General features: G+C 47.3%; 11 protein-coding genes. 7 read left to right on the top strand and 4 right to left on the bottom strand.

Going from position 1 to position 13,133, the window contains the following annotated elements; genetic code table 11:
• Positions 1-212 precede the first annotated feature (212 nt).
• The 6 genes from ACO08K_RS27075 to ACO08K_RS27050 all read left to right on the top strand — a co-directional run bounded on the left by ACO08K_RS27075 (position 213) and on the right by ACO08K_RS27050 (position 7,820).
• Positions 213-1,727, top strand: a complete 1,515-nt coding sequence (locus ACO08K_RS27075; protein WP_421799624.1) for a S8 family serine peptidase — start codon at positions 213-215, stop codon at positions 1,725-1,727.
• Between the two features lie 436 nt (positions 1,728-2,163).
• The gene (locus ACO08K_RS27070) at positions 2,164-4,320 is read left to right on the top strand and encodes a nitrite reductase (RefSeq protein WP_421799623.1); all 2,157 of its coding nucleotides are present in this window, start codon (positions 2,164-2,166) and stop codon (positions 4,318-4,320) included.
• A 71-nt stretch (positions 4,321-4,391) separates the two neighbouring features.
• On the top strand, positions 4,392-5,195 hold the full coding sequence (gene cobA / locus ACO08K_RS27065; protein ID WP_421799622.1) for a uroporphyrinogen-III C-methyltransferase: 804 nt from the start codon (positions 4,392-4,394) through the stop codon (positions 5,193-5,195).
• The gene (locus ACO08K_RS27060) at positions 5,176-5,844 is read left to right on the top strand and encodes a precorrin-2 dehydrogenase/sirohydrochlorin ferrochelatase family protein (RefSeq protein ID WP_421799621.1); all 669 of its coding nucleotides are present in this window, start codon (positions 5,176-5,178) and stop codon (positions 5,842-5,844) included. The genes cobA and ACO08K_RS27060 overlap by 20 nt, the downstream gene beginning before the upstream one ends.
• A gap of 110 nt (positions 5,845-5,954) precedes the next feature.
• Positions 5,955-6,680: a phosphoadenylyl-sulfate reductase gene (locus tag ACO08K_RS27055; RefSeq protein ID WP_421799620.1), complete on the top strand. Its 726-nt coding sequence runs from the start codon at positions 5,955-5,957 to the stop codon at positions 6,678-6,680.
• Positions 6,681-6,815: 135 nt separating this feature from the next.
• Positions 6,816-7,820 carry an NAD(P)/FAD-dependent oxidoreductase gene (locus ACO08K_RS27050; RefSeq protein ID WP_421799619.1) on the top strand — a complete coding sequence of 335 codons (1,005 nt, stop codon included), beginning with the start codon at positions 6,816-6,818 and terminating at the stop codon, positions 7,818-7,820.
• A gap of 125 nt (positions 7,821-7,945) precedes the next feature.
• Here ACO08K_RS27050 and ACO08K_RS27045 read toward each other — a convergent pair whose 3' ends face one another.
• Entirely contained in the window at positions 7,946-8,344 is a 399-nt protein-coding gene (locus ACO08K_RS27045) for a hypothetical protein (protein WP_421799618.1), read from the bottom strand.
• 273 nt (positions 8,345-8,617) lie between these two features.
• On the opposite strand from ACO08K_RS27045, the gene ACO08K_RS27040 reads away from it, so the two are divergent.
• Positions 8,618-9,349 (top strand): head GIN domain-containing protein, encoded by a 732-nt coding sequence (locus tag ACO08K_RS27040; RefSeq protein ID WP_421799617.1) that lies wholly within the window; start codon positions 8,618-8,620, stop codon positions 9,347-9,349.
• An 89-nt stretch (positions 9,350-9,438) separates the two neighbouring features.
• Here ACO08K_RS27040 and ACO08K_RS27035 read toward each other — a convergent pair whose 3' ends face one another.
• The 3 genes from ACO08K_RS27035 to ACO08K_RS27025 all read right to left on the bottom strand — a co-directional run bounded on the left by ACO08K_RS27035 (position 9,439) and on the right by ACO08K_RS27025 (position 13,130).
• Positions 9,439-10,527 carry a glycosyltransferase gene (locus ACO08K_RS27035; RefSeq protein ID WP_421799616.1) on the bottom strand — a complete coding sequence of 363 codons (1,089 nt, stop codon included), beginning with the start codon at positions 10,525-10,527 and terminating at the stop codon, positions 9,439-9,441.
• Positions 10,524-12,425 carry a RecQ family ATP-dependent DNA helicase gene (locus ACO08K_RS27030; RefSeq protein WP_421799615.1) on the bottom strand — a complete coding sequence of 634 codons (1,902 nt, stop codon included), beginning with the start codon at positions 12,423-12,425 and terminating at the stop codon, positions 10,524-10,526. Before ACO08K_RS27030 ends, ACO08K_RS27035 begins: the two co-directional genes overlap by 4 nt.
• Positions 12,426-12,554: 129 nt before the next feature.
• On the bottom strand, positions 12,555-13,130 hold the full coding sequence (locus tag ACO08K_RS27025) for a Maf family nucleotide pyrophosphatase (protein ID WP_421799614.1): 576 nt from the start codon (positions 13,128-13,130) through the stop codon (positions 12,555-12,557).
• Between the last annotated feature and the right edge of the window lie 3 nt (positions 13,131-13,133).

Genomic DNA, 13,133 nt, shown 5'->3' with positions numbered 1-13,133 from the left:
TTACTACCACGTAGCGTGCAATACTAAGGATGATTTAATGCCCCAGGCTGTAATTCTTATCACAGACTTGCGAGAAACAAACATATCCAGATCAGGATCGGTTGAAAAGAAAGGTTTTATCCTGGCAGAATGTCCGTTGGGCGATTATTCCAAAATAGAGTGGCATGGTAAGGTGGAAAAGCTTAAATTTCCACCAAATTTAAATCCTGACTATGATCGCGTTATATGGTCTAAGTTTTGCTGTAGCCTTCGTGGCACTGGCACTTTGGTTCGCTTTAAAGCGCGAATTGGCTGAAAAATACTTCAGCCGTTTGATGTTTTTGGCGCTGGTATTGTACTCAATAAGTATGGTGACGGCGGCTGCACCGATGGTATATAAATTCCAGACGGTTTTTCGGGATATGCTCTTTTTGGGGGTATTTGGCGCCATCTTTAGCCGCATGGCGGGTTGGAGCAAAGGTTTTTGGGTAGGGGTGGTTTTGGCTTTAGTGGCGTTGTTTTGGTTTTACCGCCAATTTGTAAGTACCACATTCCCTTACCACGAACAGATCCCGCTGGATGCCCAGGGTGAAATTTTGTTGGAGTTAAAAGAAGGACATCAGGTAAGCGAATTGAATAACATCTCAAATAAATATGGCCTGAACCTGCGGCGGGCCTTTTTCCCAAAAGATGCCAATTCTACCGAGTTGGACAATTATTACCTAGTCGATATTCCGAATGCCAAGGTCAAAAATCTTGTACGGATTGAGCAGCAACTGAGCCGTTCCAGCGCAGTTGTATGGACGGAAGAAAATGAACTTATCCAGGTAGAGCCGCTGCGTAAAGCCGAAAACCCGACTAGATTACCTTCTAAATTTGGGATCAACGACCCCGGGGTTGCCAACCTATGGGGCTTTGACCGCATGCAAATGGATCAATTGTACAATTATTTGGATCAAAATAAGATACAACCGGTGCGCAAAGCACTGATCGCTATTCTGGACACCGGGGTGGATGGTAACCACGAAGACCTCAAAGCCAATTTTAAATCCATTGACGCTGCATCCAATCGCGACTTCAAAGGGCACGGCACCCATTGTGCAGGTATTGCTGGGGCAGTATCCAACAATGGGATAGGCGTAGCTTCGTATTCCCGAGACAATCGCTTCACCTCCATCACCAGTGTAAAAGTGTTGAGTGATCAGGGTTTTGGCACTCAGGAAATCATCATTGATGGCATCATCAAAGCAGCAGATGCCAATGCAGATGTGATTTCTTTGTCACTGGGCGGTCCGAGCAATCAAAGTCGGCAAAGAGCTTACGACAAGGCGGTCAAGTATGCCAATAATAAAGGTGCAATTGTAGTAGTGGCTGCAGGGAACTCCAACCGCAACGCTGCGCAGTTTAGTCCTGTCAACTCTAAAGGAGTCATTGGAGTTTCAGCTGTTGATAACGAACTCAACCGCGCTGAATTCTCCAATTTTGTACAGGATATTCCATATGGCGTAGCTGCTCCGGGTGTGGGCATTTATTCCACCATCCCCAATAACCGCTATGAGACCTACAACGGAACTTCAATGGCTACACCTTATGTAGCGGGTTTGCTGGGCCTGATGAAAAGTATCAATCCCGATCTTACTACAGAGCAAGCCCATAAAATTCTGACTGAGACTGGGATCAATACCCGCAATTCCACGCTGACCGGCAAATTCATCCAACCATTGGCCGTAGTTAAACGATTAAAGTGATTTTATAATCAAATAAGTTACATATAGAGTGCCTCTTGGCACTCTATATGTTCAAAACCCACGATTAAAGGGACATATGAATATATGTTCAAGTATTTTGACATCAAAAAAATGATAAAATTCTCTTAAAATAATTGCACGAGAAAAAAAATGCCCCTATACTTGCACTGTGAAATCACGCTAGTGCAAGCAATATTGCGACGCAACTAGCTCAAAACACAAAAATATGCTCGCAATATCCAAGCCATTGTCCACACTGAATAGCCCAATGATGGGTTGTTGTTGTGCGTGCTGTTGCAGCCGACTGGCAGGGGTATAGCTTGATGTGTACATATATTGTCCTTTAGCATAAAAAGCCCTGCCGGATTGTACCCGACAGGGCTTTTTTTAATCCAAAACAAACCGCGACTCAAATCGTGGGCCATACACAAAAACCATGAGCAATTACGAACACGACTTTTCTACCGTAAGTGCAGCAGATCAAAAAGACATCCAGGAATTGGAGCGCCGCATCCATGATTTTCAGCGTGGCAAAGAAGATACCGAGCGCTTCCGCTTGTATCGCTTGACCCGTGGTGTGTATGGTCAGCGCCAGGAAGGGGTACAAATGTTTCGCCTTAAATTGCCTTATGGCCGTATCAATTCCGATCAATTGGTGCGTATCGCAGATGTTTCGGACCGTTATGCAACCGGAAATCTGCACATCACCACCCGCCAAAACATCCAGTTGCACTACGTGAAACTGGCAAATTCGCCCAAAGTTTGGACGGAGTTGGCGCAGATGAACCTCACCGCCCGCGAAGCTTGTGGCAACACAGTGCGGAACTTCACTGCTTCTCCAACTGCCGGGATCGACCCAAAAGAACCCTTTGATGTTTCACCTTATGCTGAAGCATCTTTCCAATACTTTTTGCGCAACCCGATCTGCCAGGAAATGGGCCGCAAAATCAAAATTGCCTTTTCTTCCAGCGAAGAAGATTCTGCTTTCACTTATTTCCACGATTATGGTTTTATCCCCAAAGTACAGGTGGTGGATGGCCAGGAGCAACGTGGTTTTAAAGTATTGGTTGGTGGTGGTTTGGGTGCCCAAGCCATTACGGGTATAGTGGCCTACGAATTTTTGGCTGAAGATCAAATCATTCCTTTCATGGAAGCCGGCATACGGGTATTTGACCGCTACGGCGAACGTGAAAAGCGCATGAAGGCGAGGATGAAGTTCCTCATCCAAAAACTGGGTTTTGAAGCCTGGATGGAACTGGTCAAACAGGAATGGAAAGCACTCAAAAATAAGTCGGTTGCTATTGACCGCAACCTGGTGCCTGAAGAAGCACCAATTGGAAAAGGCATCATCCCTGCTGACTTAGCTCCCGTAGATGAACACTGGTACCAGGAATGGAAGCGCACCAACACTTTTGAGCAGAAACAAAAGGGATATTATGGTGTATATGTCCGCGTAGTATTGGGCGATTTGCCTTCTGACAAGGCGCGTGCCTTGGCGGCGGTCATCAAACAATATGCCGCTGACGACATCCGCTTTACCATCAACCAGGGTATTTTGTTGAAATTTGTACGTCCCGAAGCTTTGCCTCTTTTGTTCAACAAGTTGCATGAATTGGGTCTGGCTTTGCCTGGCGCTGATTCTACTGCTGATATCACAGCATGCCCTGGTACAGATACTTGTGCCTTGGGTGTAACCAACAGTACCGGATTGTCCAGGATTTTGGAAGAAATGATTCGGGAAGAATACCCTGAATTGATTGATGAGAAGTTTTTTAAGATTAAAATAAGTGGTTGTATGAACGCCTGCGGCCAGCACATGGCTGCAAATTTGGGCTTCCATGGTAGTTCATTCAAACACGGAGATTTGGTTATTCCAGCTATGCAGGTCGTTTTAGGCGGTGGAGTTGCCCCCGATGGGCGCGGCTTCATCGCCGACAAAATTGTCAAGGTACCCACCAAACGTATCCCCGATGTGGTGAGATACGTGTTGGACGACTTTGAGAAAAATGGTGGCGAAGGAGAATACTACAACGATTATTTTCTGCGCCAGGGTGACAAGTATTTCTACGCACTGCTTAAACCATTGGCTGACCTCAAAACCATGACCCAGGAAGAATATTTCGACTGGGGCCAGGATCGCTTGTACAAGCAAGAAATTGGGGTAGGCGAGTGCGCCGGGGTCATGCTGGACATGGTTGGTGTAATCCTCAAAGACGCTATTGACAAAATTGCTGTAGCTAAAGAATCTTTGGAGCAGGGCCTGTGGTCAGATGCGATTTATTCCAGCTACGCGGCATTTGTGGTGGCTGCCAAAGGAATGTTGCTGAGCAAAGACGTGAAGTGCAATACCCAAAAAGGGGTCATCGACGACTTTCAAACCCATTACGTAGCCACGGGTGATTACACCCTACTCAATGATTTCACTGCAACCGTTTTGCAAATCAACCAATACGAGCCAGAAGAAAACTTCGCCAGTGACTACGTCGCTCAAGCGGATGCCTTTGTCCGCTCGGTTATCGCACAGCGTGAGGCTCAATTGGTAGAAAGCAACGGCATCGATAAAAAGGTAGTTGGCGATTATTATCGCGCGTAACCCGGACAACCAACGGCTTTAGCCGTTTAACCCACGCAACCCATGAATTTATTCGTGGGAAAAAACGAAACATGATCAATCCAATCATACCCAAAATAACCCTCGTTGGTGCAGGTCCTGGAGATCCAGAACTGCTCACGATCAAAGCCTGGAAAGCACTCCAGCAAGCCGACGTCGTATTGTACGATGCGCTGGTCAGCGAAGAAGTGCTCGAAATGGTGCGTCCCGGTGCCATTCTGGTGGATGTTGGCAAACGTGCAGCGAAGCACACCCACCCACAAGAAGACATCAACTGGATGTTGGTTGAATACGCCATGAATCATGGTCATGTAGTGCGCCTGAAAGGAGGCGATCCCTTCGTTTTTGGCCGTGGTTATGAGGAAATGGCGCATGCAGCCATGTTTGGCATCAAAGTGGACATCGTTCCTGGGCTTTCTTCCTGCATCGCCGTTCCCGGCCTGCAAGGCGTTCCGGTAACCTGTCGGGGCATCAACGAAAGCTTTTGGGTAGTAACGGGTACAACCCGCTCAGGTAGCATCTCCAAAGATGTTGAACTGGCCGCTCAATCCAGCGCCACTGCAGTTATCCTGATGGGCATGCGCAAATTGGGCGATATCATGAACATCTATGCGGCTCTAGGTAAAAGAGATACCCCGGCAATGGTGGTTCAAAATGGATCAACTCCCGAGGAAAAAGTTGTCCTGGGTCGTGTACACAACCTGGCTGAACGTGTAGCAATGGCTGATGCGAGCTCACCGGGTATTATAGTTATCGGAGATGTAGTAGCTTTGCACCCTTTATACAAACAGGCCGAGCCAAATTATGTGGCTTTGTCAAAAAAAGGGGAAGTTACCAATGAGCACATTAGCGTCTAAGATGGAGCAAAACGAGTTGTATCCGGTTTTTTTGAAACTGCACACCCTGCGCACCCTCATTGTAGGCGCCGGGGAAGTAGGTTACGAAAAACTCTCGTTCATCCTCAAAAGCAGCCCCAAAGCCCAGGTTACAATGGTAGCCACTTGGGTAAACCCGGAGATTGAAAAATTACTGAGCCAGATTGGAAAGCACTTTGTGCAGATTCAGCACAAAGCTTTTCAGATCGAGGATATTCAGGGGCATGACTTGATCATTGCCGCAACGAATATCCCGGAACTGAACCGTGAGGTGCAACATGCTGCCAAAGCAGCTGGCAAGTTGATCAATGTGGCTGATACCCCTGATCTCTGTGATTTTTACCTCGGATCAATCGTGACCCGTGGACCTTTGAAAATTGGTATTTCAACGAATGGGCAGTCGCCCACTTTTGCCAAACGTTTCCGCCAGGTTTTGGAAGCAGCGTTGCCGGAAGAAGTGGAAGATCTGTTGCCCAAACTCAACGAAATCCGCGATCGCCTCGGTGGCGATTTCGCGCATAAAGTGCGGATGCTCAATCAAATCACTTCTACCTTGCTAACGGGTATGGCCGGATGTGAATGTGGCGGCAACTGTACGGGAAATTGTATTGAATTTTTGAAAAAAGGTTGAAGAATTGAAAAATTGAGAAGTTGAAAGGACGGTCGCCGAGCAGAGTCGAGGTGTAGTCCTTTCAACTTTCCAACCTTTCAACTCTTTAGCTACTCAACACAACCAATAGTATGTCGACATCACAAGCCTTACCTACTCCTGAACTCGATGTAGAGGAGTATAGTGTAGAGTACCTGAATGAGATTTTTGAGCCACTGAATTTTGAGGAGCGTATTCAGAAGTTGTATGAAATTTTCGATGAAAATGAAGTCTTGATGACTTCTTCCTTTGGTGCCAGCGCTGCGTTTTTGCTGCGCCTGATTTCCGAGCACCGCCCTACCCAAAAGGTATATTTCATCGATACCACTTACCATTTTCCCGAAACCCTTGCCTACAAAGAAGAACTCACGGAGTTGTACCGACTCAATGTGATCGATGTTCTTCCCGACCCAACCCAAAATGCCCTGACTCGTGACGAGGAATGGTGGAAGGACCATCCCAAAATGTGTTGTTCCATCAATAAAGTGGTTCCGTTGGAGCCGCTGAAGGAGGAGCACAAGGTCTGGATTTCGGGTCTGATGGCTTATCAAACTGATTTTCGTTCGCACCTGCGCATTTTTGAACAGCAGGGCGATATCATTAAATTCCATCCATTGATCGACCTTACTGAGGGGGATTTCTTGTACTGGGCTTCCTGGTTCAAGTTGCCACAACACCCCCTGGAAAGCCAGGGTTATGGTTCAATCGGATGTACCCACTGTACCCAAAAAGGCAAAGGCCGCGAAGGTCGCTGGGCAGGAACTGGAAAAACGGAATGTGGATTACACCCCGGTTTTTTCGTCAACAAACACAAGTAAGGGCACCCCTCTGTGGGTGCCCCTGCCGAAGGGCGCCCACGAAGGGGCGCCCCAACAGATGCCAAATATCATCCAAATTGATTCACGAATCGTTTTAAATTTGTGCACTTTTTCTGTTTAAATTGATCCAAACAAATGATCCAGACAGACATTCTCATTGTAGGAGCAGGGCCAGTAGGGCTTTTCACAGTATTTGAGGCCGGATTGTTGAAAATGCGCTGCCACCTGGTGGATTCACTGCCAGTACCTGGTGGTCAATTGGCTGAAATTTATCCAAAGAAGCCAATCTATGACATCCCCGGGTTCCCTTCTATCTTGGCCGGTGATTTGGTTGATAACCTGATGGAACAAATCGCTCCTTTTAAGCCTGGCTTTACCCTGGGTGAGCGTGCTGAAAGGTTTGAACAACTCGAAAATGGTCACTTTGTGCTGACCACCAGTAAAGGTACTCAAATTCAGGCACCTGTAATTGCCATTGCGGGCGGCTTGGGCTGCTTTGAACCCCGCAAACCACCACTTGAGAACCTGGAGCGTTTTGAAGACAAAGGCATCGATTACATCATCCGGGATCCGGAGAAATACCGTAACAAGCGGGTAGTAATTGCTGGTGGAGGTGACTCTGCGCTGGATTGGACAATTTTCCTGGCTGAAGTAGCCAGTGAAGTAACCTTGATTCACCGCCGGAAGGACTTCCGTGGTGCACCAGATTCAGTAGAAAAAGTGCATGAATTGGCACACAGTGGCCGCATCGACTTGTTGACTGATTCTCAAACAACAGGTCTGCGCGGCAATGGCGTGTTGACCGATGTAGTGATTGACACCAAGGAAAAAGGAGAAGTGGTTCGTTCAACGGATTATTTTATCCCGCTTTTTGGCTTGTCTCCAGAACTTGGGCCATTGGGCAACTGGGGTTTGAACGTGGATAAAAACGCGATCGAGGTAAACACCTTTGATTACAGCACCAATATCCCCGGGGTTTATGCTATTGGGGATATCAATACCTACCCAGGCAAATTGAAACTGATCTTGTGTGGTTTCCATGAAGCTACCTTGATGTGCCAATCTGCCTTCAAAAGGGTGAATCCTGATAAAAAACTGAGCTTTAAATACACCACCGTTAACGGGGTGAATGCATTCTAAAGCTTGCTCTAAAATCATTCTCGCTTATTTACACCATTTGAGGTGATACGAAAGAAGGCAAGTCAGTTGAACTGAACTTGCCTTCGCCATTTAAACCCGACTTAAAAGCAGTCTATTTTTAGCAATTAATGCCTTCCGTAGACAAACACCACCGCCTTGTTGCGTGCAGCGTTTTTGGTATCGTACCAAAATTCGATTTTTTCAACCAAACGGTTGTTGCCGCGCAAGTCCACTATTCTTGAATCACTGCCACGGTCAAAATTGTGACGCAGGTCAATTTCTTGTTTGCCACCATTTTCGAAGTGAACCACACATTTACGCATATTCAATGCTCCTCCCTTGACCTCAATTTTGATCCCATCAAAAGCGCCATCGCGCCAGGTAACCGGGATCACGTCGCGATCCAAACCATAATTCACGGCGCGTTTGCCTAAAAATTCCCAGCGGCCTTGTGCTTGTGCATCAACCATACCGAGCAAGAACATCGGCGCAATCAGCGCCAGCAGAGCAATCATCTTTTTCATAGTAAACAGGATTTTTTGGTTATTTGTCCATTAGACTTGCCGGAAAAATACAAGTTTAAAAGGAAGTTATAGGTGTAACTTTACTTTAACGTGATGATTGGTTTTTGTTAACAATACCCTTCAAAAAGCACCGATTTGGCACAAATTTTAGAATAGTTTTAACCAAATTTTTTTCGATTGAGAAAAGATTTCTTTGAAAAAAAGCAACCTATGCTAGGGGGCACTCGTCCTTTTGATCATCTGTTGAAGAGATCACCATCAAAAAACACTTCGATGAAATCATTAAGCTCATTTTTCACCCTGACTTTATTATTGACTGGTCTATCCGTTTCCGCCCAAAACTGGTGGGGTTGGGGCAACGGTGTACAAGGTAAAGGTGCCATTGTTCGCAAAACACTCGATATTTCGGATTTCGAAGGTTTCAGTTTGACCTTTTCTGGCAACGTTTACGTGCGCCAGGGCAACGAACAAAAAATAGAGGTAGAATCGCACGAAAACCTGATCAGTTTGCTTTCCAAAGAAGTAGTTGATAAACACTGGAAAATCCGCTTTACTGAAAATGTAGGTCGCTACGACAAATTCAATGTGTACATCACCGTACCTAAGCTGAATGCGGTAAAAATCAGTGGTTCCGGCGATGTAAAAGGAGAAACGGCATTCAAAAACCTAGGCGCGTTGGCACTGGGCATTTCTGGTTCCGGCAATATGAACCTGGAGTTTGAAGCCACCGAATTAGAAGCCAGAGTAAGCGGTTCCGGAGACATGAACCTCAAGGGCTCTGCAAAATCGATGAACTCCAGTATTTCTGGTTCCGGCAACATTTCCGCCATTGGTGTACAAGTGGAAGGTGCTACGGTGCAAATTTCCGGCTCCGGCAATACTTCCATCCACAGCACCGAAAACCTGGATGTGCGCATCAGCGGCTCTGGTGACGTATATTACAAAGGTCGGCCACGGATGAGCTCGAAGGTTTCCGGTTCGGGCGATGTGGTGAGTAAAGAGTAACTACTTAGGTGAGTCTTAGTGCCTAAGGTTCCTTAGGTGGTGAAATAAGTTTTTTACCACCTAAGGAACCCTAGGCACTTAAGCTACACCTAAGCATATATTGCAATCAATTTTTCTTTTTCCCGCTCCCAGCACCACTCCTTCGCCGCTATTTTACAATGCTCCTGCAAGGCCAAATACAACTCATTATCCCCCAGCAAATGCTCAATCGCCTGCATCAACACCTCCACCTCCAAACGATTGATCAAATAAAATACCTGGTGTTCTTCCTGCAATGCCAAATACTCTGGGAAATTCATTTGAATCGAGGGCACTCCCGCCTGCACATAGTCAAAAGCCTTATTCGCCAGGGAGTAGTAGTAACTCAGACCACGGTTTTCCAGCAGATTTAAGCCTATGCTGGCTTGTTGCGTGACCGAACGTAGTTCCACAGGGCTCAAATAGCCCAAGAAGCGCACTTTGCTTTCCACTTGCAAATCCTTAGCCAATTGTCGCAATTCCTGTGATAAATCCCCTTCACCCGCCAACCACAGCACAGCACCTTCAATCTTTTGCATCGCCGCAATGGCCGTTTCCAGGCCCCGGCCAGCATTGAGTACACCTTGGTAGAGGATAATGGGTGAAGTTGAGGAGTTGAGGAGTTGAGGAGGGCTGCTGTTTTGGAATGGCATATTCCGCACAACCTGGAAAGGAATGCCGTAGCGTTTTTGGAAAATTTGGGCCAAGGCCGGGCCAACAGTATAGGCCCGATCCACGCGAGGAACACAAATTCGGGCAACCAGTTCCCAAATCCGCTTGGTCAAAGGTCGATCAACTACTTCCGGTACCTCGCTGAAGTACTCATGCGCATCGTAATAGCATTTTTTACCTTTTAAACGGGCAACGCCCAAGCAAGGCATGATGGTGTCCAGGTCGATGCCCGTGTATACATCAAAACTCTTTCGCAGCAACAACCACCAAAACAACCTGAGATTGTATTCCAGGTAAAACAGTTTCCCTTTTTCAAACCAACAAATCAGCCGAACTTGCCGGTAAGTAGCAGCGAGTAGGAGGGGGGATGTTTTGCGAAATCGCCCCACCAGGGTCACCTCATGCCCTTCAGCACACAGGGTGCTGCAAATGCGCTGCATCCGTTGATCGTAGCACAAATCATTGGTGACTGTGAAAACCAGTTTCATGTTTTGAGCTGGAGTTTGCCGTTTTTTTCAATCAAGAGACCTTCGTTTTGCATAAAGGTGAGTGCTTCTAGAACTTGCTGTTGTGTTTTGGGCGCGAAGGAATCGACTACTGCTTTGACTGGTAGCGCTTCTTGCTCCAACAACCTTTGGATTTTTTGGCGAATCCGCTCATAGGTTTCGCCATCCAGACTTTGTTTTTTTCGCTCCAGGCAGACGTCGCAAACGCCACAGGCTGGAGCATCTTTTTCACCAAAATAATGCAACAATTGTTGGCTGCGGCAGATTTTCTCCTCGGCGTAGGCAATGGCTTTTTGGATGCGTTCGGCGTGGCGGGTTTTGCGGAAATTATACAATTGGGTGTCAAAGGTAAGGTAGGCAGCATCCACCCGTTCGCGCAAATAACTCAATTGGGGTTTGTCTTTTTGGGGGTTGTATTCAATGATATGGTCTTCCTGCATGCGCAAGAGCGACCGTTGTAGTTGCTCATGTGAAATTTTACAATACTCCGCCAGCTTTCGCTCGCCAAAGGCAACGTAGCTGGAAAAAACACCCTGGTAACTGCGTAGGATGATTTTTAGCACTTTGTCCAGCTCCCGGTTTTTGATCTGGTAATCGTACAAACGCTCCTTGTCCACCTTGATCAGTAGGGTAGAAGGGGTAAAAACCGCCTCGGACAAACTAATCCAGCCCTCCTGCTCCAGCAATTTGAGGCAGTTGAAGGTACGTACCGGTTCCAGCTGAAATTTTTGGCAAAAAATGGAGATGTCAAAATCGTAACTCTCGCCCTGGCCGCCCCCCAAAGCGAGTTGGAAATAGCTGCCTAATGCCCGATAGACCTGCCGAGCCTCATCCAGACTAGGAAAAGCCTGTTCGAACTGGTATTCCAGGCTGCGGCGGTCATTTTGGTTGTACAACAAAACAGCGTAAGACTTAAGGCCGTCGCGTCCGCCCCGCCCAGCCTCTTGAAAATAGGCTTCAAGGCTATCGGGCAATTCCAGATGTACTACCGTGCGTACATCCGGCTTATCAATGCCCATTCCGAAAGCATTGGTGCTGACCATCACCCGAGTACGCCCACTGACCCAGGCGTCCTGTTTGGCGGAACGTTCGTCGGGGGTAAGGCCGGCGTGGTAAAAATCAGCAGAAATGCGTTTTTTTTGCAGCAATTGAGCAATCTCTTTGGTGCGCCGCCGATTGCGTACATAGACGACCCCACTGCCGGAAACTTTTTGCAAAATATCAACCAGCTGTTCTTCCTTGGCCTCGCTGGGGCGAACGATATAGGCTAAATTGGGGCGGGCAAAACTGGATTGGAAAACCTGTTGGTCCCGGAAAGCCAGCTTGGCTTGAATGTCTTGTACAACCTCCTGGGTGGCGGTGGCGGTCAATGCAATGATGGGAACCTGGGGGAAATAATCCCGGATTTTGGCGATTTCCAGATAAGGCGGTCGAAAATCGTAGCCCCATTGCGAGATACAATGGGCTTCATCCACCGCGAAAAAGGAGACCTTCATGCGTTTGATGCGTTCCCGGGCTAAATCACTCACCAGCCGCTCGGGCGAGAGGTAGAGGAATTTTACATCGCCATGTACACAATTGTCCAACAAACGGTCGATGTCGCGATAGGCCATCCCCGCATAAATGGCCAGGGCTGAAATGCCTTTTTTTTGCAGGTTTTGCACCTGGTCCTTCATCAGGGCAATCAGTGGTGAAATGACGATACATATACCTTCTTGACAAAGGGCAGGTACTTGAAAACAAATGGATTTCCCTCCACCCGTAGGCAACAGCGCCAGGGTATCTCTCCCGTCCAAAACCGACTGAATGATGTGCTCTTGCTGGGGCCTGAATTGTTCATGTCCCCAATACTGGCGAAGCACCTCAATGGGTTGATTCATAAGAAAAAGTTGAGGAGTTGAGGAGTGGAGAAGTTGAGGAGGTTGAGGCTACCGCGAGTGATTTTTACAAGAATCTTGTCCAAGTCACTCGCGGTAGCCTCAACTTCTCAACCTCTCAACTCCTCAACTTCAAGCAAAATCCAGTAACTCCCGGTAAACCCGATCCACTGGCAAGCCCATAATATTGGTAAAAGTACCTTCAATTCGGGAGATTTTACAAAGTCCGATCCATTCCTGGATGGCATAAGATCCGGCCTTATCAAATGGCCGGTATTTTTCGACGTAAAAATCAATTTCAGCTTCACTCAAGGGTTCAAATTGCACCCGGGATTCGGCAGAAAAAACCTTCTCCCGCTCTTTGGACAACAAACAAACCCCCGTGATAACCCGGTGCAATTGCCCGGATAGTTTTTGCAACATCTGCCGGGCATCCGCTGCGTCGATTGGTTTGCCATAGATGACTCCATCCAGAATAACTACGCTGTCGGCAGCCAGAATAATTTCGTCCTCTTGGATAAACTCGCGGGAAGCGTGGGCTTTTTTGTGTGCCAAATACCCGGCTACCTCATCAACGGGAGTATCTGGTGGGTACGTTTCTTCTACCTCTGTGGTTTTGATTTTAAAATTGAATCCTGCTTCACGCAGGAGCTGACTACGCCGGGGTGAAGTAGAAGCTAGGATGATGTTTAGGGACAATGGATTCATTAA

Source organism: Haliscomenobacter sp., assembly GCF_965225875.1.
In the GTDB taxonomy this organism is placed as follows: domain Bacteria; phylum Bacteroidota; class Bacteroidia; order Chitinophagales; family Saprospiraceae; genus Haliscomenobacter.
This window is presented reverse-complemented; position numbering and strand designations above follow the sequence as displayed.

What these genes read in the sequence shown, in the direction of transcription:
- ACO08K_RS27075 (WP_421799624.1), top strand. Translation starts at nt 213, where the DNA reads ATGATCGCGTTATATGGTCTAAGTTTTGCTGTAGCCTTCGTGGCACTG.
- ACO08K_RS27070 (WP_421799623.1), top strand. Translation starts at nt 2,164, where the DNA reads ATGAGCAATTACGAACACGACTTTTCTACCGTAAGTGCAGCAGATCAA.
- cobA (WP_421799622.1), top strand. Translation starts at nt 4,392, where the DNA reads ATGATCAATCCAATCATACCCAAAATAACCCTCGTTGGTGCAGGTCCT.
- ACO08K_RS27060 (WP_421799621.1), top strand. Translation starts at nt 5,176, where the DNA reads ATGAGCACATTAGCGTCTAAGATGGAGCAAAACGAGTTGTATCCGGTT.
- ACO08K_RS27055 (WP_421799620.1), top strand. Translation starts at nt 5,955, where the DNA reads ATGTCGACATCACAAGCCTTACCTACTCCTGAACTCGATGTAGAGGAG.
- ACO08K_RS27050 (WP_421799619.1), top strand. Translation starts at nt 6,816, where the DNA reads ATGATCCAGACAGACATTCTCATTGTAGGAGCAGGGCCAGTAGGGCTT.
- ACO08K_RS27045 (WP_421799618.1), bottom strand. Translation starts at nt 8,344, where the DNA reads ATGAAAAAGATGATTGCTCTGCTGGCGCTGATTGCGCCGATGTTCTTG.
- ACO08K_RS27040 (WP_421799617.1), top strand. Translation starts at nt 8,618, where the DNA reads ATGAAATCATTAAGCTCATTTTTCACCCTGACTTTATTATTGACTGGT.
- ACO08K_RS27035 (WP_421799616.1), bottom strand. Translation starts at nt 10,527, where the DNA reads ATGAAACTGGTTTTCACAGTCACCAATGATTTGTGCTACGATCAACGG.
- ACO08K_RS27030 (WP_421799615.1), bottom strand. Translation starts at nt 12,425, where the DNA reads ATGAATCAACCCATTGAGGTGCTTCGCCAGTATTGGGGACATGAACAA.
- ACO08K_RS27025 (WP_421799614.1), bottom strand. Translation starts at nt 13,130, where the DNA reads ATGAATCCATTGTCCCTAAACATCATCCTAGCTTCTACTTCACCCCGG.